The sequence below is a fragment of the Ureaplasma diversum genome (assembly GCF_000941095.1).
GTDB classification, from domain to species: Bacteria; Bacillota_I; Bacilli_A; order Mycoplasmatales; family Mycoplasmoidaceae; genus Ureaplasma; species Ureaplasma diversum.
Map to the genome: position 1 here is coordinate 253,835 of NZ_CP009770.1, position 24,692 is coordinate 278,526.

Annotated in this window: 23 protein-coding genes; 11 read left to right on the forward strand and 12 right to left on the reverse strand. The window is 27.5% G+C overall.

Annotation, left to right across the window (positions count from 1 at the left end):
* Positions 1 to 65 precede the first annotated feature (65 nt).
* Entirely contained in the window at positions 66 to 722 is a 657-nt protein-coding gene (locus JM47_RS01055) for a hypothetical protein (RefSeq protein ID WP_208895149.1), read from the forward strand.
* The gene (locus tag JM47_RS01060) at positions 715 to 1,155 is read left to right on the forward strand and encodes a hypothetical protein (RefSeq protein WP_208895150.1); all 441 of its coding nucleotides are present in this window, start codon (positions 715 to 717) and stop codon (positions 1,153 to 1,155) included. Before JM47_RS01055 ends, JM47_RS01060 begins: the two co-directional genes overlap by 8 nt.
* A gap of 108 nt (positions 1,156 to 1,263) precedes the next feature.
* Here JM47_RS01060 and JM47_RS01065 read toward each other — a convergent pair whose 3' ends face one another.
* From JM47_RS01065 to JM47_RS01080, 4 genes are all read right to left on the reverse strand, one after another.
* Positions 1,264 to 2,682: an IS3 family transposase gene (locus JM47_RS01065; protein ID WP_318023472.1), complete on the reverse strand. Its 1,419-nt coding sequence runs from the start codon at positions 2,680 to 2,682 to the stop codon at positions 1,264 to 1,266.
* A gap of 229 nt (positions 2,683 to 2,911) precedes the next feature.
* A complete protein-coding gene (locus JM47_RS01070) occupies positions 2,912 to 4,558 on the reverse strand; it encodes a GA module-containing protein (RefSeq protein WP_208895151.1) in 1,647 nt (548 codons plus the stop codon).
* Between the two features lie 307 nt (positions 4,559 to 4,865).
* The gene (locus JM47_RS01075) at positions 4,866 to 5,114 is read right to left on the reverse strand and encodes an NINE protein (RefSeq protein WP_208895152.1); all 249 of its coding nucleotides are present in this window, start codon (positions 5,112 to 5,114) and stop codon (positions 4,866 to 4,868) included.
* Positions 5,115 to 5,513: 399 nt separating this feature from the next.
* The gene (locus JM47_RS01080) at positions 5,514 to 6,470 is read right to left on the reverse strand and encodes a hypothetical protein (protein ID WP_038102259.1); all 957 of its coding nucleotides are present in this window, start codon (positions 6,468 to 6,470) and stop codon (positions 5,514 to 5,516) included.
* 104 nt (positions 6,471 to 6,574) lie between these two features.
* Between JM47_RS01080 and truB the strand changes: the two genes are divergently transcribed.
* The 5 genes from truB (at position 6,575) to JM47_RS01105 (ending at position 12,040) form a co-directional block, all read left to right on the forward strand.
* Complete coding sequence (gene truB / locus JM47_RS01085) at positions 6,575 to 7,252, forward strand: tRNA pseudouridine(55) synthase TruB (protein WP_208895153.1); 678 nt, start codon at positions 6,575 to 6,577, stop codon at positions 7,250 to 7,252.
* Complete coding sequence (gene ribF, locus JM47_RS01090) at positions 7,200 to 8,114, forward strand: riboflavin biosynthesis protein RibF (RefSeq protein ID WP_208895154.1); 915 nt, start codon at positions 7,200 to 7,202, stop codon at positions 8,112 to 8,114. The genes truB and ribF overlap by 53 nt, the downstream gene beginning before the upstream one ends.
* A 101-nt stretch (positions 8,115 to 8,215) precedes the next feature.
* Positions 8,216 to 9,862 carry a Vmc-like lipoprotein signal peptide domain-containing protein gene (locus tag JM47_RS01095; protein ID WP_208895155.1) on the forward strand — a complete coding sequence of 549 codons (1,647 nt, stop codon included), beginning with the start codon at positions 8,216 to 8,218 and terminating at the stop codon, positions 9,860 to 9,862.
* Between the two features lie 18 nt (positions 9,863 to 9,880).
* On the forward strand, positions 9,881 to 10,984 hold the full coding sequence (locus JM47_RS01100; RefSeq protein ID WP_208895156.1) for an iron chelate uptake ABC transporter family permease subunit: 1,104 nt from the start codon (positions 9,881 to 9,883) through the stop codon (positions 10,982 to 10,984).
* Between the two features lie 3 nt (positions 10,985 to 10,987).
* On the forward strand, positions 10,988 to 12,040 hold the full coding sequence (locus tag JM47_RS01105) for an iron ABC transporter permease (RefSeq protein ID WP_208895157.1): 1,053 nt from the start codon (positions 10,988 to 10,990) through the stop codon (positions 12,038 to 12,040).
* Between the two features lie 326 nt (positions 12,041 to 12,366).
* On the opposite strand, the gene JM47_RS01110 is transcribed toward JM47_RS01105, so the two are convergent.
* The 5 genes from JM47_RS01110 to JM47_RS01130 form a co-directional block, all read right to left on the reverse strand.
* The gene (locus tag JM47_RS01110; RefSeq protein ID WP_208895158.1) at positions 12,367 to 12,993 is read right to left on the reverse strand and encodes a hypothetical protein; all 627 of its coding nucleotides are present in this window, start codon (positions 12,991 to 12,993) and stop codon (positions 12,367 to 12,369) included.
* A gap of 112 nt (positions 12,994 to 13,105) precedes the next feature.
* Positions 13,106 to 13,477, reverse strand: a complete 372-nt coding sequence (locus tag JM47_RS01115; protein ID WP_408645521.1) for an Eco57I restriction-modification methylase domain-containing protein — start codon at positions 13,475 to 13,477, stop codon at positions 13,106 to 13,108.
* Between the two features lie 126 nt (positions 13,478 to 13,603).
* Entirely contained in the window at positions 13,604 to 13,867 is a 264-nt protein-coding gene (locus tag JM47_RS01120) for a hypothetical protein (protein WP_208895160.1), read from the reverse strand.
* On the reverse strand, positions 13,854 to 14,774 hold the full coding sequence (locus JM47_RS01125) for a hypothetical protein (RefSeq protein WP_222702331.1): 921 nt from the start codon (positions 14,772 to 14,774) through the stop codon (positions 13,854 to 13,856). Before JM47_RS01125 ends, JM47_RS01120 begins: the two co-directional genes overlap by 14 nt.
* Positions 14,775 to 14,796: 22 nt before the next feature.
* The gene (locus JM47_RS01130) at positions 14,797 to 15,015 is read right to left on the reverse strand and encodes a helix-turn-helix domain-containing protein (protein WP_038102240.1); all 219 of its coding nucleotides are present in this window, start codon (positions 15,013 to 15,015) and stop codon (positions 14,797 to 14,799) included.
* Positions 15,016 to 15,349: 334 nt separating this feature from the next.
* On the opposite strand from JM47_RS01130, the gene JM47_RS01135 reads away from it, so the two are divergent.
* The 4 genes from JM47_RS01135 to JM47_RS01150 all read left to right on the forward strand — a co-directional run bounded on the left by JM47_RS01135 (position 15,350) and on the right by JM47_RS01150 (position 21,324).
* Positions 15,350 to 16,960, forward strand: a complete 1,611-nt coding sequence (locus JM47_RS01135; RefSeq protein ID WP_208895161.1) for a type I restriction-modification system subunit M — start codon at positions 15,350 to 15,352, stop codon at positions 16,958 to 16,960.
* A 168-nt stretch (positions 16,961 to 17,128) separates the two neighbouring features.
* Positions 17,129 to 17,965: a restriction endonuclease subunit S gene (locus JM47_RS03865; RefSeq protein ID WP_222702332.1), complete on the forward strand. Its 837-nt coding sequence runs from the start codon at positions 17,129 to 17,131 to the stop codon at positions 17,963 to 17,965.
* 23 nt (positions 17,966 to 17,988) lie between these two features.
* Positions 17,989 to 18,282 carry a restriction endonuclease subunit S gene (locus JM47_RS03990; protein ID WP_222702333.1) on the forward strand — a complete coding sequence of 98 codons (294 nt, stop codon included), beginning with the start codon at positions 17,989 to 17,991 and terminating at the stop codon, positions 18,280 to 18,282.
* 6 nt (positions 18,283 to 18,288) lie between these two features.
* Positions 18,289 to 21,324: a type I restriction endonuclease subunit R gene (locus JM47_RS01150; RefSeq protein ID WP_208895162.1), complete on the forward strand. Its 3,036-nt coding sequence runs from the start codon at positions 18,289 to 18,291 to the stop codon at positions 21,322 to 21,324.
* Positions 21,325 to 21,405: 81 nt separating this feature from the next.
* Here the strand turns inward: JM47_RS01150 and JM47_RS01155 are convergent, their stop codons facing one another.
* The 3 genes from JM47_RS01155 to JM47_RS01165 all read right to left on the reverse strand — a co-directional run bounded on the left by JM47_RS01155 (position 21,406) and on the right by JM47_RS01165 (position 24,641).
* Positions 21,406 to 22,824: an IS3 family transposase gene (locus JM47_RS01155; RefSeq protein ID WP_318023472.1), complete on the reverse strand. Its 1,419-nt coding sequence runs from the start codon at positions 22,822 to 22,824 to the stop codon at positions 21,406 to 21,408.
* Positions 22,825 to 22,905: 81 nt separating this feature from the next.
* Positions 22,906 to 23,565 (reverse strand): LemA family protein, encoded by a 660-nt coding sequence (locus JM47_RS01160; protein WP_038101587.1) that lies wholly within the window; start codon positions 23,563 to 23,565, stop codon positions 22,906 to 22,908.
* 158 nt (positions 23,566 to 23,723) lie between these two features.
* The gene (locus JM47_RS01165) at positions 23,724 to 24,641 is read right to left on the reverse strand and encodes a hypothetical protein (protein WP_208895163.1); all 918 of its coding nucleotides are present in this window, start codon (positions 24,639 to 24,641) and stop codon (positions 23,724 to 23,726) included.
* Positions 24,642 to 24,692 lie beyond the last annotated feature (51 nt).

Consider the following 24,692-nt stretch of genomic DNA (forward strand, 5'->3'; position numbering starts at 1 on the left):
TAATCAGTGTTAATATTAATATATCTAGTAATTGAGAATAATTACATAGTAGGGGTGTGATTGTAATGATATATTCAAATAAAAGGAGATTATATTTAAGTGGATGATTTCAAAAACATCATCCTGTTTCTTATAATATCCCAATAAAGTTTCATAAGTTTTTAATTCTTTATGAAATGATGTGTAAAGTATTAAATCAAGAATATGATTTTAGTAATTTAGAAGGATGAGCTAATGGACCTATTTTTAGTAGTGTATGAGGAGACTATAGTAAAGATCGATATGAATTTGATAAGTTGGCTCTAATAGAACTAGCATTAAAATCATTTAACATTAATGAAGAAATAGCTAAAAAGTGTGCTTTTATTGTTGATTCTATTTCAAGTGATGAATTAATTGAAATCGTACATCAACTAAATATTTGAAAAGCTAAAGAAGATGAGATTGTTTCAAATACTTATCGACTATCTTTAGATGAAAAAGATTTTAATGAAGCTGATCAATCATTAATTATGAATTTATATAATATGTATTCAGTTGATTTAATAGATAACTCAAAAGTTTTTCAAATCAATGAAAAGTATTTTGTCTTTAATAAAGATCAATATGATTTATTAACTAAAGAACATAAAGAAATCTTACAAGAGCTTTCTTTAAACAAAGATTTAATTAATCCTGTTTTTGTAGAAATAGATAGTGATGGAGGACTTTTAATTGATTAAACAAAAAGATGTAATCTTACTTAAAATCCCCTTTCCTACTATTTCTGATAAATTAGCTTCTCAAGCTCATATGTATATCTGTGTTAAAACTGAACTTAAACAATATTCATTTGTTAAATGTCAAACCCTTAAACCAATTCATCTTATTAAACAAGTTGTTAAAAACTTTATTACTGAACAACCAGATAAAAACCGAAACCCATTTATAAAACCAACTTTAATCGATTGTGACAAAGTCTTTTTAGTCCCATCTAATTCATTATATAATCCAATAAGAACAAACATTAGAACTGATGTTTGTGATGAAGTTATTAATCAAATCAATCATAGTTTAAATCAATACAATTACAAAAGAGTTCCTCTTGATGAAAATGAACTTAAAAACATTAATCAACCAACTACTTCTAAAACATTTACTAACTCTAAAAACTAATCTTTTATTAAATCAATTAAGCAAACAAAAAGAAAGGGAAAAAGATCCCTTTCTTTTTTAAGTTTGTAGTGAACCCGATTTTTTGGACAAATTAATTCTTGTCTATTGTTATAAGGATTGATGCCTGTATTGTACAGGAGTCAATCCTTTTAATTTTACTTGTATTCTTTCGTTATTATAGTAATGAATGTAGTTTGTTATAGCTTGGATTAATTCTTCAACCGTTTTAAATTCAGATTCATGACCATAAAACATTTCGTTTTTTAGTTTACCGAAGAAATTTTCCATAGGCGAATTATCAAGACAATTACCTTTTCGCGACATTGATTGAATAATATTTTTCTCAGCTAGCATTTGGCGGTATTGGCGCATTTGATATTGTCAGCCTTGATCTGAATGCAATATTAACCCACTTAAGTCTTCAAACTTTTGAAAAGCTTCACCAATCATCTTAACTGTCTGTTGAAAGTTAGGGCTTGTTGAAATATTAAAAGCAATAATTTCTCTATTGTGCATATCCATAATTGGTGATAAGTATACTTTGCTATTAGTGATGCGAAATTCAGTAACATCAGTTGTTCATTTTTGATTACAAGAAGTGGTTGAAAAATCTCGTTGATAATAAGTTTTATGAGCAACTTGATCTTGAATCTTGATTAATAGATGACTCTTCACTACCCCATTTAAATCGCCTTTGTATGATCGATATTTAGCTTTAGGAGTTAGAGCAAATAATCCCATTAGTTTCATTAAACGTTTCACTTTTTTATGATTAATTAAAATCCCTCTATTTGCTAATTCTAGTGTGATTCTACGGTATCCATAGCGTTTTTTGTGGTGGTAATAAATTTCAGTGATAAGGCTCATTATTTCCTTGTTTTTCAGATCCTTACTTACCTTTTTAAGGTGGTAATAATAATCACTTCTTGAAATGCCTGGACAATTTGGATTGCTATTAATTACTTCTAAAATGAATCTCAAACTACATAACAATTCTTGCCTTAGTTCTGTGATAGCTTGAGCTATTTCTTCTTTTGTTGGTTTTCTCTTTTCTGAACTAAGGCATCTAATTTTTTTAAGTATTCGTTCTCTATGGTAAGGCGTAAATTCTGCTTTCGTAAAAGTTCATTTTCTTGCTTCAATGAGATGTTCGTCTTGTTTTCTTGCTTTTTGTTCATATGGTTTACGGCCCCTCTTTTTCTCTACAACATTATACCCGTTTTCAAGAAAAGATTTAATTCATGAGTGTAATAAACCAACATTAGATAATCCTAATTCTATCGATACCCTTACATAAGTTTCACCGTTAAGCAAAACACGATCAATTGCTGCTTTTTTGAATTCTTTAGAATATTTTTTATTCCTAGAACGATAAACAATCTTAGTTCCATGCCTTTCTATTAACCGAATAATGTATCAAACAACGGTTCTGTTTAAATTGTATTTCTTTGCAATTTTATTAAATGAAAAATCTTTTTCTTTGTACAAAGAGTAGATCTCTAACTTATCTTTGTATGTTAATTTCATGAAAAATGAATCCTTTCGTTGGTTGTCCAACTTTTAGGGTTCATTTCATGTTCCGCTTGCAGTAGGTTTTTTGTTCTTTTTGTTGTTTGGTGTAAATTTCTTTTTAATTAAAATGAAAGATATTAAAAAGATATATGTAATTGAACTATTTTGTCGTTCTTAATATTAATAAATTATGTGCTTCGTACTAGCATTAATATAACTAATCGCTTTATTTTAATATTATTAACTACGATGCATTAACAGTTTGTTTTGTTGTACTTCCATTAAATTTAAGAGTTTTACCATCAAGATTAATAATATGATATTCCTTGTCAGAGATTAAAACTAGCTTGTCTATTTCTACATCACCACTAGTGCTTTTTCTACCGATCAAATCTGCACCGAAATCAATTTTAGTATCATCATTTTGAAAAACACGATTTTTCAAATACTTAGGAAAAGCTGCTTGGAAATAATTAATATTTTGTTTAGAATTTTTGATTAATAATATTGATTTTGGATCATTATTAAATCTGGCATTTATATTTTTTCCTTCAATTAATATTTGTAAATTTTTAATTTCACTATCTTTATTATTAGTTCAATATTGATATTGCAGTGTTTTTAATGTTAATTTATTTTCTGGCTTTGATGCATTATTTACCATTTCAACATGTTTCATAGCTTTTATTATTGCATTATCAAGTTCAGTTTTTGCCTCTAAATATTTAGAAGTATTTTGGTTAGTTGCATCCTTTAGTACCTCTTCATACACTTTAATTTTTGATTGTAGTTCAGTTCTACCATCAACATATTTTGGTTCATTCATCGAACCTGTAATATATAAAGTAGCTGTTGCTTTAGATGTTGTATAAGCAGCTTCTGCTTCTTCTTTGGCTTTTTGATCAGCACTTCTACCAGATGCTAAAATTCGTTCAATATCATCTTTTGTTTTAGCATTATCAATTCGGTTCTTGTATTGGTCTTTTTGATCAGTTGATAGATTAACTAAAGACTCAAGAGATGTGTTTGCTTCTTGTTTCTTTTCAGTTAATTCTTTTTCTTTGTTTGCTTTATTTTGGTTGTTTAGTTGATTTGCATTTTCAATAATTTTGTTAATATCTTCTTGACTTGATGATTTAGCAATTTGTTCTTTAAACTTATTCTTATCATCTTCTGATAAATCTGCTAGTTGATCAATTTGGTTATTAGCTTCAATTTTCTTGCTGTTTGCTTGTTGTTGTAAAAGTAATCTCTTATTCGTCTTATTAGTTTGAACAAGAGTTTTAGCTTTTTCTAAAACAGCTTCAACCTTTTGTGTTGAATCAGTAGCTTCAACTTCTTTTAAAAGAGCTGTTTTTTGTTCTGGTGTTAAGTCAACTAAATCATTAATTTGATTTTTAACTTCTGTTTTCTTAGAAGTTAATTGAGCTTGATTAGCTTTTACTAAAGCCACTTGAACTTTTTGTTCTGTATCAGCATCATCTATTTCTTTTAAAAGTAATTCTTTTTGTTGATTGTTTAAACTAACTAATCCACTAACTTGATCTTTAGCATCATTCTTAGATTTTATTAATTGAGCTTGTTGATTTGCTTTATTAGTAGAACTAGTTTGATTAGCTTTAGCTAAAACATCATCAACTTCTTGAATTGATCTTGCTTCATTCACTTCTTTATTAAATTTATTTACTTCTTCAGGTTTTAAACTACTTAAACCATTAATCTTATTAACTGTTTCAGTTTTCTTAGCTAAAAGTTCTGATTCTACTCTTCTATCATTTGCTTGTTTATTAACAGCAACCCCTGCAACTACTCCTGTAATTGTAGATGCAACAATAAATCCACCTACTCCAATTAGTATTCCTTTTTTGCTTTTGCTATTTAGTTTATTCATCTAAATCACCTCTTATTTAATCCTTTAAACTAAGAGTTAGTAGCTCAAATAACTCTCTGATTAAAGCTTCAAAAAATGGGTAAATTATAAAAATTCACTTTTGTTTTGCAAAAAAAAAAAAAAAAAAAAAGCCATTTATCAATTAATTGTTCCGCTTAAGTAGAATAAAAAGCTTTTAGATTTATTAGATAAATGATGATATTAATCAAACCAATCCCTTATTAAAATCACTTGCTAACATACTAATAAAACAAAAAACTCCACCCCATTTAATGAGATGAAGTTTGTTTGTAAAATTAATTAGTGCTTACGCATTTCATTTTAAACGTGCACCGTTTTTATCACGGAAACACCCTAGTATGATTTTAATAAAATCAACTAAAGCTCCAATTCCTAATAAACCACCTGTAAGTAATCATAAAATACCAGTTCCAATTTTACCTACATAGAATCGGTGAATTCCTAATCCACCAACAAAGAAAACTAGTAACAATGCTACAAGGTTAGATTTATTAGAAACTACTTCATTATTTGGTGTAACAACTACTGTGTTCATATAAACTCCTATTTATTGTCAATATAAGTATTTAGATTGATTATATTAGTTGTGTAGATATACACATCTATAACCATTTTAAATACTCTTATTAATATACTATTTTTCTTATTAAAATAGTTAATAAAAATTAAAATAAGGTACATTTTTAACAAAATAACTTGTTTTTTAAACAAATAATTTAATTTTTAAATTTTATCTTCTAGGAACTAAAAATAAATTAAATTAGACATTTTAACCCCTTTTTAGTATCAAACCCATCATAAACTAATCAACCATTAACAATACCAAACCAACTACCTTAACCGATTCACTTAATAATTTTTCTTTATAAACAAACAAAAAACCTATATCTCTAGTTAATCTAAAAACATAGGTTCTTTTTTAATATAGTTAAATTTATACAATAGTAATTTGATCTACATCAAGTGTTTTATCTAAATGTTTATTATCAACATTGATTTCAACTGTTTCATTAAGTATTCCATTATGATGAATTGATTTTAAATTAGTAGCTACTTCTTGATCTAAGATGATCATACTTAAATTATCAAAATCTTGTTTCATTACTTTTTGTAATTCAGCTAATTTAGTATCATCAATATCAATTACCATAATAACATTCATTTCTTTAAGACCTGAGTAAATATAATTCATTAATCTTAATAAACCATAATCAACATTCATATTAAATATAAATCGATGATTAAATTCTTTTACTCCTGGGATTAATTTCACTTCTCTTTTAAGAATAAATTTAAAAGAGTTGATTTTATTCATTCTTGCTACTAAGTATTCTTCAACACTCATTTTATTAGTTCTTGGTCTAATCTTTTTAACCATATAGATATATAAGAAACTAAAGAACATAAAAAACATGGTTATACAAAGGGGTGCAATAACACTTGAATCACTAAATTGTTTTTGCCAAATACTTGCTATTTTATCTAAAGTATCAGCATCAGGAGTTTTAGATGAAAATGGATCACTAAAAGTTCCTCTAATTTGTTTAACTGTTAGAATAGTAGCTTCAATAATTGGTTTAGCTACTCCTGCAAAAATACAAGCAAACAATCCTACAATACATAATCAAAAAAAGATTTCTACTAATCATTCTTTTCAAGATCGTTTTGCTTTTGATATATCTGGATTTAATTTATAGTTAGTTGTTTGAAACCATCAGTTCATAAACAAAAACAATGGTCTTGATTTATATCTAATATGAGCATCAAAACTTTGTCTTACAATTGATAAATACCTTTCATTACTAAATAAAGGTCCACTATCATGTAAGATCTTAGTGTCAAATTTTCGCATCTGATCATACGATTTATTGATAATTAAAATAGTTTTCATTTATACTCATCCTTTAGCTATTATTTTACAAGATTTAGCTATATCTTTGACTAAATGCAACAAAATGACTTATTTTTTGTAATATATAAAGATATTAATAAGCTATGAAAAACATTTTAAATATTTACAAACCAGTTGATTGAACATCAAATGATGTTGTTCAAAAAGTTAAAAAACTAATTAAAGCCAACAAGGTTGGTCATGCAGGAACACTAGATCCAAATGCAGATGGTGTTTTAGTTTTAGGTATTAATGAAGCTACTAAACAACTAAACCAATTACTTTTAGATAATAAACAATACTTAGCTACCATCCAATTTAATACAGCTACAGATACATATGATGTAACTGGTACAATCATTCAAACAGATAATACAATAATCAAATTAGAAGATATTAAAAAAGCATTAGAAGAATTTAAAACAAACCAATACTACCAAACCCCACCAGCTTATAGTGCTATTAAAATCAATGGACTTAAAGCTTATGATTTAGCTCGAAAAAAGATTGATGTTAAACTAGAATCAAGATTAGTTAAATTATTAGATTATGAAATAGTTAGCTATGATCAAATTAATCAACAATTAGTTATATTAATTGATGTATCAAAAGGGTTTTATGTGCGTTCATTAGCTGTTGATTTAGCATCTAAATTAAACAGTTGTGCACACTTAGCTAAACTAACTAGAACAAGAAGTGGTAACTTTGATATAAAGGATAGTATTAAAATTGAACAAGTCTACGATTTTTGAACTCAACAAAACCAATCTAAAATCAATTAAACAACTTAATTTAAAAAAGTTAGTGATTGGTTTTTTTGATGGTTTACACTTAGGTCATTTAAAACTTTTTAATTTAAATAATCATAAACAAATTACAAACGATTATAGTGTTCTTACTTTTTATTCTATTCCACGTAAAACAAACTACTTGTTTAGTTTTAATGAACGGATCAAACAATTAGAAAAGATTGGAATCAAAAACATCTTAGTGTTTGATCTAGAAGCTAATAATATGAATGGAATTGATTTTATTAATCAATATTTAAATGAACTAAATATAGAATCAATTATAGTGGGTGAAAACTTTAGTTTTGGAAAAGATCAACTAAGTGCAACTTCTCTTAGACAACAAACTAAAGCTAATGTAGAAATAGTACAAATTGATCAAAGATATGCTAGTTCTAAAATTAAAGCAGCAATTTTAGAAAATGATTTTAAAACAGCTAATGAATTATTAGGATTTGCTTACTATCGAACTAATCAAGTAGTATTAACTTCACAAGTTGGACGATTAATCGGATTTCCTACAGCTAATATTGAATTAGAAGCTAATTTAATTAATTTAAATAGTGGTTCTTATGTAAGTAGTGTACTTGTTGATCAAAAAAGTTATTTAGGAGTAAGTTATATAGGTATTCCTAAAACAATTAAATCAAGAGTATATAGTATGATTGAAGTTCATATCTTAGATTTTAATCAAGATATTTACTACCAACCAATCCAAATTAATTTCCATCAATTTTTAGCTGTTAATCAACGTTTTAGTTGTCAAGAAAGTTTAATTGAACATATTAAAAATTGTATAGAACAAACTAAAGAATTCTTTAAAAATGATCCTAGTTTACCTATAGGTAAACATTAATTTCTTTAGTTGATTTAATGATGTAATATTTAACTAGCATATAAATATGATTTATAATAAAAATGATTTCTTAAATCAATATATAGGATAGGAAATATAGTATGTCAAAGTTTAAAAAAGTTCATAAATTATTACTTTTAGGTAGTAGTTTATTAATAAGTGCAGCTGTAGTAAGTGCAATTGCTGCAAGCTGTAATAATGAATCAAAAGGTGGCGGAAGCACTCAACCTGGAACTGGAACTCAATCTGGAACTAAAAAAGTTAAAAAGAGTAATTTAACAACTGAACAAAAACAAGCTGAATGAAAAGATAAAGCATTAAGTTATGCTGCAACTCAAAAATCAGTTAACCCTGATTATGTAAATATTATTACTCAAAAACCAAATGTAGCTCTTGATCGAACTTCAGGAAGTTTAGAACAATCAGATGCTGCTTACTCATTTGGGATTGCACCGCATTTATCTCACTTTAAATGACAAGGATCAGGAAGTGCAGATTCAAGTAAGGGAACAAATGTAGTTGTTCCTCACTATTTAAACAAGTATTATGATTCATCAATGACTGAAGGATGAGTTGGTCGTATTAATGAACAAGGAATTCAAACAATTGTAGAAAAGAAAATTGGTGTTTTATTTACTACAGAATCTAATGTAGAAGCTAGATATAAGAAATTAGCAGAAGATAAAACTATTGGAGCTGTTGTTGCTCAATCTCGTTCATCTGGTTTACCATCTAAATATCCATGAGCTCACAAACCAGCATTTATGTTTGATGATAAAGCAAACAAATATTTACACGAAACAGATGATTCACACGCTGGTAACCCAAACTATTTAGTTTCACCTAACTATGGTTTAATTTACACTGGTCAAATGCTAGATAAAGTTTATGATGCTTCTAAATTTGAACCAGTTAATAAAGCAACAATTGATGGACAAACTGGATTTACTTCTTTTGAAGCATATGCTAAAAAAGCTGCAGAAACCGCAATTGTTAAAACAAGAGAATGAACAAGAAAAAACCAACAATGAAAAGATAAATCTGTTGTTGTGATGATGCCAAACCCACAAGCTGGATCAGGAATTATCTTTACAAACGATATAACTAATGAAACTAATAAATACAATCTTGGTAATGTATTCTATGTTCAACCAGTATATCACCCATGAGTATATGGATCAATTGATCACGAATTTGTACCAGGATTAGGTGCTAAGTTCCCAACACCTAAAAAAGATCTTGACACTATGTCTAAATATGTTGATGACTATGGTTGAATTGGTGGAAAAACTCTTGTTGAACCATCAACTAAAGATACATCAAGTAAACAAGTTGCTCCAAACTTAGCTAATGCTTTTGAAAACACAACTGATAAAGTAATTTATACATATAACCAATATATGATCGAAGGATTTGATGGAACAGAAGCTACTGAAGATAAAGTAAAAGCTTTTGAAAAAGCTTTAACTGATTACATTGACGGTTTATCTGATACTGAATGAAAACAATTCAACCCAACTAAGATTCTTAAAGAAAAACCAAAAGTTGGTAAGAACTTCTTTATAGTTCGTAAAGACGACTGATATGATGGAAGCTATGGATTCTTAGGTCAAAAAGTAGTTGTTGATTACTTAGATAACTGAGTAAAAGAAAAGAATGGTAAAGGTAATGTTGATCTTGGTTTACCTAAATTAGGAACAGATAAACCACAACATTTAGAACCTAAACATTTAAAAAAATCAAACTAAATAACATACTATTAAACAATGGTCTATAACGAATTAATTACAAAAACCAAACCTAGTTTTTATAATCGTTTTTGTGAGTTTAAAAATCGCTTTAGAATTGTATTAAGAACAAAGTGATCGATTTCGATCATTTGTTTTTTACTATTAGCTTTAGCTGCTATTATGTTTGCTTTTAATATCTTCTATAAAAAAGAAACTAGTTTTCTTTTAGATGATAAAAATGAAATCGTATTTGATGAAGCAGATAATCCAATTCTAGTTACTAAGTATTTTCGAGCTTGATCTGATATTACTAAAACTAGTGAAAGTTTAAGAATCTATTTATTCTCACCAATTGCTAAGATCTTAGTATCAATTTCAATTCCAATTGCTGGGTATGCAATTCAGATTACAACCCAGAATAAACTATCTTCTCCATCTACTCTTGGATATGTACCTGCATCAATTCTAGCTTATATTTGCACACTTGCAATTAATCCAACTAATTTCTATTTAACCTATGTTTTTGGATTTATTTTCTCTAGTTTTGTAATCCTTATTAAATTAGTATTACAACATACAGATTCAACAAATAATAAATTTAAACCAGTATTAATTGGGTTTGCAATTTCTGCATTAATTTCTACAATTGGTGTACTAATCTCTATTCTTAAACCAAACTTAGTTAATACTTCTGTAATTTGAACAGGAGAGTTAGCTAATGCTTTTGAATGAGAGAAATTATATGTATCAGCTCCATTAATTTTAGCTTGTACACTAGTTTTCTTTATTTTAAGCCCTAAGCTTAAAATTATGCAAAAGGACTTTATTTTAGCTAAAACCTTGGGAATTAACACTAAAGCTGTTTATTGAACAGTAGCAGTTACTACAGCAATTTTATGTATTAGTACAATTACAATCTCAAGTCCTGTTTTCTTGTTAGGATTAATTATTCCTAACATTGTTAAAGTCTTCTTTGATCGACATGATCCATTATTTGTTTTTTGTGTTTGTATTATCTTCTCTTTAGCTTTAAATCAAACATCATTATTTATTTCAATTAATCATAATTTTAGTACTAACTTATTAATAGCTATTATTGCTTTTGTAGTTTTATTATTTATGATGCGAAAGCGAACTTAGGATATGAAACTAAATTGATCAAATAATAAAACTAAAGAAATTATTAATAATGGATATTTAAAACAACGCTTTGTTAGTTTTTATAAACAAAATAAACTAGTTTATTGAATAGTAACTATTGTTTTAGTAATCTTATTTTCATTCTTAATTATGTTTACAACAGCAAAAGGAGTTGTAAGCGCAGATGCTAAAACTGTTTTTAGAGTTTATTCAATAACAGTAGTACAAATTATAGTAACTGGTTTTTGTTTAGGGATTAGTGGGTATTTAATCCAAAGAATCACAAGAAACCGATTAATTGATACATCATCACTTGGAATTGGTAATGTTTGTTTAATTGGTTTATTAGGATTAGGTTTAACCTTTAATTTTGATGCTAAAGGATCAACTATTAGATTTTTAGATACTTTACCATTTATTTTTGTTTTTTGTAGTTTAGTAGCTGGACTTTGTTTATATTACTTTGCTAAAACAAGAAATAACTTTAGTAGTAATAAATTAATAGTTTGTGGGATCTTCTTAAACTTTATTAGTATTACAATAGCTATTAGTTTAAGAGCTAGATTATCATTAACAGCAGTTAACTTCTTAGATGATCGGTTAATTGCAAGTTTTGGAAAAAGATCAGATCTAGAATGAATCTTAGCTGGAAGCTTATTTAGTATTTGTCTTGTGTGATGATTGATTCGATCATTTCATTACCAAATTGTGTTAAATGAAATTAATGTTGCTAAACAATTAGGGCTAAAGGTTAAATTAATAAATTTTGAATTAATTGCAATTGCAAGTATATTAACTGCAATTGCTTACATCTTAGCAGGTAATATCTTATTCTTAGCAATTGCATCTGGGAACATTGCTTATTTAATCTTTGGTAATAAGCTAAGAAATGGTGCTTTGTTTAGTGGTTTAATTACTTCACTATTTCTTTTATTTAGTCACTTTATTTTAAATAATATAATAGGAACATTAACACCATATCTATTCCATGCTCCAATTATGACTCCATTAATTATTGCTCCAATCTTCTTAATTATTGTTTTAGTTAAAAAATAAGAAGAAATAATAAAATCATTAAAGTAAGTTCAAGTGTAGTTTACACTTGGGCTTATTTTTTATAAAACAGATTTATCTTTATTTTTATACTTAAGTGGGAAACGTAGGAAGCTTAATAGATTAGATTTTAAGAAAAATTACATAAAGATAAAAAACACAGACACAACTATAACATCTTATAATTGCATCTATGTTTAAGTAGCTTATGCTTATGTTTTATATAATCTGAAAAGAGATTGAATTCATTTTATTTATCGTTTATAACGAAATATAGGTTAATCAAGATAAGTAATAAATTCAATGACTAAGTCAATGATTATATCTTATTACATATCCTTAATTGAAGATTTTATATATTCTCTTTCTTCTTTTGATAAACCGTACTTATCAAATAGTTGTTGATCAATTTCATTTATTGATTTTGATCAGTCTATGTCTGAATTATCTGTAAAATCTTGCATAGGAATCTTAGATCAGGTTTCTTTTGTTTTATTATTTTGAGCAACCTTCTTTAAGCCCAACATCAATCTTGCAAATTTTGTTTTTATATATTTCAATAATGCATTTGCTTCATTTTCATTTTCAAATCTACCAAGTGAAATAAATGTTTGGGTGTATCCAATCACAGGATACCCAATTGCCGGATGCCCAATCACAGGTGTAGATAAGACTTCTCCTAATGCACCACTTCCATTTGCTGCAAGAACAAAAACCTTATAAAATTCAAAATTATTATGCGGTTCAAGATACTTTTTATCTATCCACATATATGATCTTTCGTTTGAAATTCTTCCATATATTTGAACTGCATTAGTGAATTTATGCTTTTTAAATAATTGTATATATTCTTTAAATGCTGATGATGTAATTCTTTTTTCTTTTTTTATAACACTCTCTAATTCAGAAAAATCTTCAAAAATCTTTTTAAGATTGAATTTATTTTGAACATACATAAGAGAACTAATATTATATTTAAAATTATTACTTTTCAGTTTAACTTTCTTGTATATTTTTCTTAGTATATTACTTGAAATAAACATTTCTATTGGCTTATAAATAAGGTTTTTATTTCGAGTGGTTATAGCAACCCCTCCTTTTTATATCTACATTTTCAAAAACATCTGTAGATTTAACAGCATATTTTTCAACCCTGAAATGTTGACCATTCAATATTTTATTATTCCAATTACTAGGTGTTGAACCTACATTATTTAAAAATCTTGCTGGGGTAATAAAAATACATATATTAGAAGTAAAAAAACCTAATTCCATAAACAAATTGTATATTGAATCATCTCTGTTTCTTAAAGAGTTATTTTTTTGATATGGTGGATTGCCAACTATAGCTGTAAAATTCACTTTAGTCTCACCTACATTCACTTTATCATCAAGACTAATCTTACTAAATAATTTATCTTGTTTAATTAAGTCATTAATCCTTGCATAATCTACTTTTTTATATCTTCAATTGGACTATTAATGTCTTCTATTTCTGTTTCTTTAAAAACTCTTTACTGTAGTAGATGCCATCTTCTAAATCGCTTTGCTTTAATCTTTTCTTATTTAAATCATTTTCAGAAATTGGTTAATAGCATAATCTCTAAAATATGTTTCTTCATTTATGATGGCTTTGTTTTCGTATTGTTTCTTAAGTTCAGGAAAATACTCTCTTCATTCATTTAATCTTTTTGTTACAGATCTAAATGTATCACCAACCTTTAAATAATTTGGGACTGTATTTGTACTAAAAGCGTAGATGTGTGGTTGTATGCGACCAACAATAATGTTATCTAGTGTATCTAAATCTACGATCTTATTTTTCTTCATTTGCCTCACTTCTTTTAGCTAGTATATCTTTGAAGAAAACATTTTTTTCTTCTTTTCAGTCTTTTATAACGCAGAAACCATCTTGATTTTTATTTTCTTTTAATTTCAAAAGGATAAGTTGTAATTTTGATTCAGCAACTTTTTGATAGGGAATTGCAAAAGTTAAACCATCCATTTGTCATAAATTTCATGAAATTATAATTGCGATATTTAATAACTCGTTTTCATTTGGCTCTCTTTTAAATCTTGCTTCATAATAGTCACAATAAGATGCTAAAAGATTTGCTCTTGCTATAAGTAAACTATCTCCTTGAAATTCAAAACCGTAAGTACTTTTAAAAGCATTTTCAGTTCATTCAAGCCATTCTTGATTAGTTTTTGCATTTTCATTAACAATTCTCATTTTTCGATCAAGTATACCAATTCTGTTATTTAATTCAATAGGTACACCACTAATAGCATCATAACGACTTGCTAAATATGGAGCTTCTCCACATGTTATTTCAAGTATGTTTTCATTAACATACTGTTTTCATGTTTTTCCTTTTGGGAACTGTATTCTTTCAGTGATAGTTTCTCAAGTTTTTTCTTTTTCAATATTGAAAACTTTTTCTCTATCAAATCACGCTTTATCTACTAAATTATTTTGAATATTACATACTCAACTAGGGGTAAAGACCTCTGCTTTTTGTTTAGTTCGCTTGTTTTGATTTTGCTTAGTTTTTAATATTCTTGGTTGAATAAGATTGCGATTTTCTCCAGTAATTAGATCAAAAAGAATAGGAAAATGTGATCCATACTCTTTTCCTATATATTCATAATCATTTGTTCCCCATATGATATTGCTATTAGTAGTTCTATCAATAAGAAGAGTTTCTAAGATTTTTTTTACTTCATTTTTCTTCATCTACATCAATTGTAAACGCCATTTATCTATCTTCCTTAACACTTCTATCAATCCCAACTAGATCACCAATATCTGATTTTAATTCATTACAAATTTTTCATAAGATTTCCATATTAACTGGTTCACCTTTTGACATTTTTGCAACTGTTGATGGAGAAATCCCTGTTTTTTCCATTAAATCCTTCTTAATCATATTTTTATCTATGAGCAACTTCCACAATCCATTATAATTAAATTTCATTTTTTAATAGTCCTAACTTTTAATATGCGTATTTTACATATGTTAAATTATAACATAATAACAACTTTATTTATATTATGCTATTAGAAAAATATAAGGTTAGATGAAAGTTAAACATAGATTTATTAATTCTTAAAATATAAGCAAGTTATAAATAAGAATACAGAAAATCACTAAAAGATCAAAAAGCTTTTCAAATACTAAATCAATTGATTAATTAACAAATGATTTAATTTAGCTTTATAAGCTAAGCCAAAAGCAACTATAAAACCATATCAAATTGCTTTTATTATATAATTAAGTATTACATTATCTTTTATTAAGAAGGTTAAGAATGAATAATAGTAATAACAATGCTACTAATTCAAATACTAATAGTTCAACTAATAGTATTGGATCAGCACAACGTGATGAACTACATAAAAACATCTGAGCAATTGCAGATGAAGTAAGAGGAGCTGTTGATGGGTGAGACTTTAAACAATATGTATTAGGGATCTTATTCTATCGATTTATTTCAGAAAACATTACCACATATTTTAATAAAGCTGAACATGCTGCAGGTAATTTAGATTTTAATTATGCAAACATATCAGATGAACAAGCTAAAGAATTATTTGAACCAGGAACAGTTGATGAAAAAGGATTCTTTATTAAACCAAGTGAATTGTTTTGTAATGTTGCTAAAGAAGCAGAAAAAAATCAAAATTTAAATGTTGATTTAGATACGATCTTTAAAAACATTGAAAAAAGTGCAATTGGTCACCCTTCTGAAAGTAATATAAAAGGATTGTTTGATGATATTGATACAACATCAAACCGTCTTGGTCATACTGTTAGTCAAAAGAATGATAGATTAGCTAAGATCTTAAAAGGAATAGCTAATATTAAATATGAAAATTTAGAAGACAATGAAATTGATACACTTGGTGATGCATATGAGTTTTTAATTTCAAACTATGCATCAAATGCTGGAAAATCTGGAGGAGAGTTTTTCACCCCACAAAGTGTTTCTAAATTATTAGCTAAATTAGCTGTTCAAAACAAAGAAACAATTAATAAAGTTTATGACCCAACTTGTGGAAGTGGATCATTACTTTTACAAGTTAGTAAACAATTTAACAAACAAATTGAACAAGGATTCTTTGGTCAGGAAATTAACCAAACAACATATAACTTAGCAAGAATGAATATGTTCTTACATAATGTTAACTATGACCATTTTTCAATTAAGTGTGGTGATACTTTATTAGATCCATTACATAACAATGACAAACCATTTGATGTTATTGTTTCAAACCCACCTTATTCAATTAAATGAATTGGTGATAATAATCCAGCCTTAACTAATGACCTAAGATTTGCACCCCCTGGTGTATTAGCTCCTAAATCTTATGCAGATTATGCTTTTATTTTACATTCATATTACTACTTATCATCTAGAGGAACTGCAGCAATTGTATGTTTCCCTGGAATCTTTTATCGTTTAAATGCTGAACTTAAGATCCGTCAATACTTAATTAAAGTAAATGCAATTGACTGTGTGATCCAACTTCCGCCAAACCTATTCTTTGGTACATCAATTGCTACTTGTGTACTTGTACTTGCTAAAAACAAAAAAGATAATAATGTACTATTCATTGATGCATCAAATGAATTTGTTAAAGAAACTAATAACAATATCCTATCTGAAGAAAATATTTTAAAGATTGTCGATGCATACAACAAGCGTGAAGATATTGCTCATTTTAGTAGAAATGTATCTGAAAATGAAATTGTTGAAAATGGATATAATCTCTCTGTATCAACTTATGTTGAAAAAGAAGATACAAATGAAAAGATTGATATTGAAGTATTAAATCAACAAATTGATGAAATCATTAAGAAGATTGATGATTTAAGAGTTGCAATTAATCAAATTACTAAACAACTTCAAAATCACTAATTAATAATCGTATATAGTAATAAAGGAAGTATTTATTACTAAGGTTATTTAATGTTTATATGTTAGTTATGTATAAAACTAACTATTTAAGGATTTAATATATTATCTTAATAAATAGGAACGGTTTATAAGTGTAAGGTTTTAAAGGATAAGAAGTAGGGATAGTTGATGGAGAATATACTTGAGTTGATTAAGAATGAGAAGGTAAAGTGGAAGAGATTGGGGAAAGTTTGTTTATTAAATAAATTTAAACAAGTTGATGCCAAAAAGATTGAACAATTAAATCAATATAAAGGTGATGTTAAACTTCTTCCCAGCTCAAAAAACTATGATTGAGGAACTACTTTAGAACAAGCTAATAACCTTGTTAATAAAGGTGCTGTAATAACATTAGGGAGAGCACGTTATTCTAATATAAAATACCACGAAGGATATTTTATCTCATCAAACAATATCACAATCTGTTCAAAAAATGAAAACTATCTTAACAACAAGTTTTTATATTATTTTATCTTCAACAATGAAAAGAGTTTTTATAAGGAAACAGGTTCATATCCAAAGTTTGATAATGAAACTTTTAAGAACACTTTAATCCCAATCCCGTCTTTAGAAATACAAGAAAAAGTTGTAAAAATACTTGACAAATTGACAGAATATGTTACCGAATTACTACTAAGAAATAAACAATATAACTACTACAGAAACTTTCTTCTTAGTGAAGAATACTTAACTAAGAAGACATTAGAGCTTTGTGGGGAAAATACTGAAGTTAAATCTAGAACATTAGGGGATGTTTGTGAGATAAAGAGAGGAAGAGTTATTTCTAAGAAATTTCTTAGAAATGATGAGAACAAGGGAATATATCCAGTTTATTCATCACAAACACTTAATAACGGTCAAATAGGCAGTATTAATACTTATGATTTTGATGGAGATTATATAACCTGAACTACAGATGGAGCTTATGCTGGAACAGTATTTTATCGAGAAGGTAAATTTCTATAACTAATATTTGTGGAATCATAAGTTTGAAAAGCTCAGAACTATTATTAAAATTTCTTTACTATTACTTATCAATCGAAGCCAAAAATCACGTTGCAGGTGGATCTGGTAATCCTAAGCTAATGAGTAATGTTGTGTACAATATTCAAATTCCAATCCCACCCCTATCAGTCCAAAACCATATTGTTTCAATCCTTGATCAATTCAACATTCTAACCAACGATCTTACCCAAGGTCTTCCAAAAGAAATAGAACTTCGCCAAAAACAATACGAATATTACAGAGAACAACTTTTATCGTTTAATGGAAATAAAGGTTAATAACTTATGAAAAAGACAAATCCAATTCTAGAACATTCAAAAGGTATTATCTTAGATGAATATGAATACATCAATAATACAAATACAAGCTATCAAAGTGAAAAAGAACTAGAACAACAATTTATTAATGATTTAATAAAACAAGGATATGAGTATATAAAATACGATTCTTCTGAGCTTCCATCATTAACAAAAGCTAGTAGTGAATTAAGTATCCCTGATCTTAAATTTGATGAAATCAAATATTTTTATGACACTTTATTTGTTAATTTAAGAAATCAAATTCAAAGACTTAATAATATTACTTTTAATAATGATGAATGAAGAAGATTCCTTTTAGAGTATTTAGATAGTTCTAGTGATACTTTTGTTGAAAAAGCTAAGAAACTACATAATGATGGCGAATATAAAAATGTAGTTGATGACTTTGAATTTGATAGTGAAGAATTAAAAAACATAATTATTTTTGATAAAAACAATATCAACAATAATAAATTACAAGTTATTAATCAAGTTAAATCTGGAAATAATATATATGATGTATCAATTTTAGTTAATGGTTTACCACTTGTTCACATCGAACTTAAAAGAAGAGGTGAAAACCTATTTGATGCATTTGATCAAATTGATCGATATAAAAAAGAAAGTTTTAATTCAGAAAAATCATTATATAAATGAGTTCAGATCTTTGTTATTTCTAATGGAACAGAGACTTCATATTTTCCTAATACTAAATCTAATATTAAAAGTCATGAACAATATACTATGCAATGAGCTGATGCTAAAAACAGAGTCATTACAGATATTGAAGACTTTACTTTAACTTTTTTCCAAAAAAGAACAATATTAGAAATATTAGCAAAGTATTGTGTTTTTGATTGTAGGGATGAACTATTGATTATGCGTCCTTACCAAATTGCAGCAACTGAGCGAATTTTACTTAAGATTAACACAAGTTATAACCTTAAAAATCAAGAGGGTGGTTATATTTGACATACAACAGGTTCTGGAAAAACACTAACTTCATTTAAAACAGCACGACTTGCTAAAGGATTAGATTTTGTTGATAAAGTATTCTTTGTAGTTGATCGAAAAGATTTAGATGATCAAACAATTAAGGAATATGAAAGATTTTCACCAGGTAGTGTTGATAATAGTACAAGTACATATAAACTAAAACAAAACATTGAAAAAGCAAGTGATAAAATCATTGTTACTACTATTCAAAAGTTAAATAACTTCATTAAAAATAATGATAATCATAATATTTACAAAAAGAGTTGTGTAATGATTTTTGATGAATGCCATAGATCTCAATTTGGTGAATTTCAAAGATCAATAGCTCAGAAATTCACTAAAGCTTTTAGATTTGGTTTTACAGGAACTCCAATTTTTGAAGAAAATGCTGAAACAGATGCTTCAAAAAATAAAATTACTACACAAAGAATCTTTGGACTTGAGTTACATTCTTATATTATTACAGATGCTATTCGAGACAAAAAAGTTCTTAGATTCTTAATTGATTATGTTAATTATGATTTTAGTGAAGAAGATATTAAAAAGCATGCAGAAATCAATGATAAGAGTTTAGCTAAAGCTGAAAATGACTTATTAATGCATCCTAAAAGAATCAGTAAAATTACAAATTATGTAATTAATACAATTAATAAGAAATGCCATAGAGGTAACAACTTCATTCATAAAGAAAAGAATTTAAATGGATTTAATGCTATTTTTGCAGTTAGTTCAACAGAAGCTGCAATGTTGTATTATGATGAATTTAAAGCTCAAATGCAAAACTTAAATGATGAAGATAAATTAAAAATAGCTACTATCTTTAGTTATGAAGAAAATGAAAGTGTAGAAAACAATCCATTAAGTGTTGATTCTGAACCAAATGAAACGCAAAAAGAGTTTTTAGCACGAGCAATAGCTGATTATAATGAGATGTTTAAAACTAACTTCAATATCCAAGATGCAACTAGTAATTATTATCGAAATGTATCTGAGAAACTAAAGAATAAAGAAATTGATTTATTAATTGTTGTTAAGATGTTCTTAACAGGGTTTGATTCACCAACACTAAACACATTATATGTTGATCAGAACTTACAATATCACGGACTAATCCAAGCGTTCTCAAGAACAAACCGGATTTTAAATGCAGTTAAACAATGTGGTAATATTGTTTGTTTTAGAGATTTATCTGAAAATGTAAAAAATGCAATTATATTATTTGGTAAAAAACATAATGAACAAATCTCAATCGTTGAGCGTACTTATAATGAAATTAAACCTGAATATGATGAAATAGTTAATATTATCCAAAACCAATATTGTACTGGTAGACCAGTTGATGTTAGTGAACTTAGTGATGAAGAGAAAAAAGAGTTTATTAATCATTTCAATAAATTCTTAAGAGTAAGAAACTTATTAATCAACTATAGCGAATTTAAAGAAGAAGATGATATTAAAAATACGCGTCGATTCCAAGACTTACAAAGTATTTATAACAAAATATCAAAAGAGATCAGAGCTAAAGACACAAAACCAATTATCTGAGATGATATTAAGTTTGAAACTGAAATCATTAAATCAGAAGATATTAACTTACATTATATTTATCAAAAAATTATTGAATACTACCGAAAATATGATCGAGTTCAGTTTGTTGAAGAATTAGAAAGTTTAATAAGTTCAAGTTTAAACTTAAGCCCTAAAAAAGATTTATTACTTAGATTCTTAGAAACTGATTACTTTAAAGAAGGTATTGAATCTGAAAACATTGCTGAAGCATTTAATAAGTTTGCTAAATTAGAACAAGAAAAAGAAATAACTTCATTAATTAGTGATAATAACCTAAAAGAAAAAGAAGCTAGAAAATTTATTTTACAATGCATTAAAAATGGATATGTAAAAGAATCAGGGACAGAATTAAGTAGTTGTATAGTTGCTTCACGAATGAACAACCAAAGACAAGCTATTAAAGAAGAAATAACTAAAGCATTGATTACTTTAGTTAATATCTACAAAGAAATCTAATTCAATAAACAAAAAAGAACTTAGGGATTTGGTCCTTTGTAGTGAACCCGATTTTTTGGACAAATTAATTCTTGTCTATTGTTATAAGGATTGATGCCTGTATTGTACAGGAGTCAATCCTTTTAATTTTACTTGTATTCTTTCGTTATTATAGTAATGAATGTAGTTTGTTATAGCTTGGATTAATTCTTCAACCGTTTTAAATTCAGATTCATGACCATAAAACATTTCGTTTTTTAGTTTACCGAAGAAATTTTCCATAGGCGAATTATCAAGACAATTACCTTTTCGCGACATTGATTGAATAATATTTTTCTCAGCTAGCATTTGGCGGTATTGGCGCATTTGATATTGTCAGCCTTGATCTGAATGCAATATTAACCCACTTAAGTCTTCAAACTTTTGAAAAGCTTCACCAATCATCTTAACTGTCTGTTGAAAGTTAGGGCTTGTTGAAATATTAAAAGCAATAATTTCTCTATTGTGCATATCCATAATTGGTGATAAGTATACTTTGCTATTAGTGATGCGAAATTCAGTAACATCAGTTGTTCATTTTTGATTACAAGAAGTGGTTGAAAAATCTCGTTGATAATAAGTTTTATGAGCAACTTGATCTTGAATCTTGATTAATAGATGACTCTTCACTACCCCATTTAAATCGCCTTTGTATGATCGATATTTAGCTTTAGGAGTTAGAGCAAATAATCCCATTAGTTTCATTAAACGTTTCACTTTTTTATGATTAATTAAAATCCCTCTATTTGCTAATTCTAGTGTGATTCTACGGTATCCATAGCGTTTTTTGTGGTGGTAATAAATTTCAGTGATAAGGCTCATTATTTCCTTGTTTTTCAGATCCTTACTTACCTTTTTAAGGTGGTAATAATAATCACTTCTTGAAATGCCTGGACAATTTGGATTGCTATTAATTACTTCTAAAATGAATCTCAAACTACATAACAATTCTTGCCTTAGTTCTGTGATAGCTTGAGCTATTTCTTCTTTTGTTGGTTTTCTCTTTTCTGAACTAAGGCATCTAATTTTTTTAAGTATTCGTTCTCTATGGTAAGGCGTAAATTCTGCTTTCGTAAAAGTTCATTTTCTTGCTTCAATGAGATGTTCGTCTTGTTTTCTTGCTTTTTGTTCATATGGTTTACGGCCCCTCTTTTTCTCTACAACATTATACCCGTTTTCAAGAAAAGATTTAATTCATGAGTGTAATAAACCAACATTAGATAATCCTAATTCTATCGATACCCTTACATAAGTTTCACCGTTAAGCAAAACACGATCAATTGCTGCTTTTTTGAATTCTTTAGAATATTTTTTATTCCTAGAACGATAAACAATCTTAGTTCCATGCCTTTCTATTAACCGAATAATGTATCAAACAACGGTTCTGTTTAAATTGTATTTCTTTGCAATTTTATTAAATGAAAAATCTTTTTCTTTGTACAAAGAGTAGATCTCTAACTTATCTTTGTATGTTAATTTCATGAAAAATGAATCCTTTCGTTGGTTGTCCAACTTTTAGGGTTCATTTCACTTAAGTTCTTTTAATCTTTATAATGGTTATATTTATCAGTTGCTAAGTGAAGACATATCAACATCTTGACGACGTTCTTTACTTGCTGCAAAAATAGGCATTGGCATTGCATTAACTTTTTCAGCAACACAAACTACAGGGAAATTAAAGATTGCTGCGTTGTAGTTAGATGCACGGTTGTTGTATGTTCTTCTTGCTGCTGCAATTTCAGATTCTAAGTAAGTTGATTGGCTCATTAATTCCATTACATGGTTACCAGATTTTAATTCTGGGTAACGTTCAAATTGAACATTAATTAATTGTTGTAAACCATCAAGTGCTTGTTGTTTTTCATTAATGTCGCTTGCTTGAGCAGCTACATTACGGTTTTTAGTAATTTGATCTAATACAGATTGTTCAAATTTGTAGTGGCTTTTTACTTGTTCAACTAATTGTGTTAGAGTACCGAAACGTTTGTCTTGGCTAACTTGAATAGATGATGATGCTTCATTAATTTCATTCTTTTCATTAATGATGTAGTTTTTAGTTCTAAAGTAGTAAACAATCATTGGAATGCATAATAAGAATGCACTCATAATTCAAAAAATGATATATAAAGCTTTTTCTCCACCAGTTGCCTTTGGCAACTTGTTAGGATTATTGCTTACATTAGGACTTAACTCTTGTTCACCTTGGTCTTTTCAAAGATCCATATTGTTCCTCATTTCTTATTAAATATCAATTTATATAATATTATACATTAATTTAATAATTGATTAAATCGCTAAATATAAAACTGATCTCACAACTAAATAAATCATTATTTAGCAAGTTAAGATCAGTTTATATTTTTAGTTGTTAATTAGTGGGGTTAAGCAACAGTTTCTTGGCTCTTGACTTCATATTCTGAAGCTAAAATATTTGTTTGTGGATCATCTTTTACTGAGACTTTAGTAACTATAAAATTAGCTCCTTTTCCTCATGGATAAGCTGGGTAGAATTCGAATAGTACATTATCTCCCTCTTCGCTAAGTTTATAAGGTTTTATTCCTGAACCATCAGTTTCATCTGACTGAACTTTTCCATCACTCTTTCTAAGTTGTAAATCAAAGTGTTTGTCTTTAATTTTATCAAAGAATTCTTTTGAAGTCTTTGCTCTAAAGATGATATATGTGTATTTTGTAGGTTCATTATATTCATATCTAACACTTTGAATAGTTATTTTGTTTGTTTCTGCTTTATTAGCTTCAACTTCGCTTTTTTCAATTGGTTTAACTACATCATTAGTTTTTAATTCTTTAGAAGATAAATCTTTACTTACTTCAACACTAGTAGATGTAGTTGATTTATCTGTATCATAAAGCTTAAGTGAAGATACTTTATATTTAGTTCCTTCTTTTAGACTTTCAAAAGTAACAGTTACTTTATCTGCATGAACTTTTGCTTTTGATGTTACTTTAGAACCATCTTGTCCATCAGCTAGAATTTCAGTTAGTTCAACTTCTAAATATTTTTCATTAGCGTTTGTAACATTTAAAACTAATTCGTATTTATCCTCTTTTTTAGTTAAATTAGCATCAGTATCTAAACTAACTGAAACTGGTTTAGCTGCATCGTCTTTTGAACCAGCATCAGGTGCAGGTTGTGTTTCGCCTGAGTTATCGCTTTGTGTTCCACCACTTTCTTTGCCACTTTCAGTTTTTTGATCTTTTTTATCTTCATTAGCACCAGGAGTATCTTGTTTACCTGCTTCTGCACCATTTCCTGCACCTGGCTCATCGCCTGGCATAACTTCTTTATCTTTTTTAGAAGATGATCCACCATTAGAATCTTGTTTGCC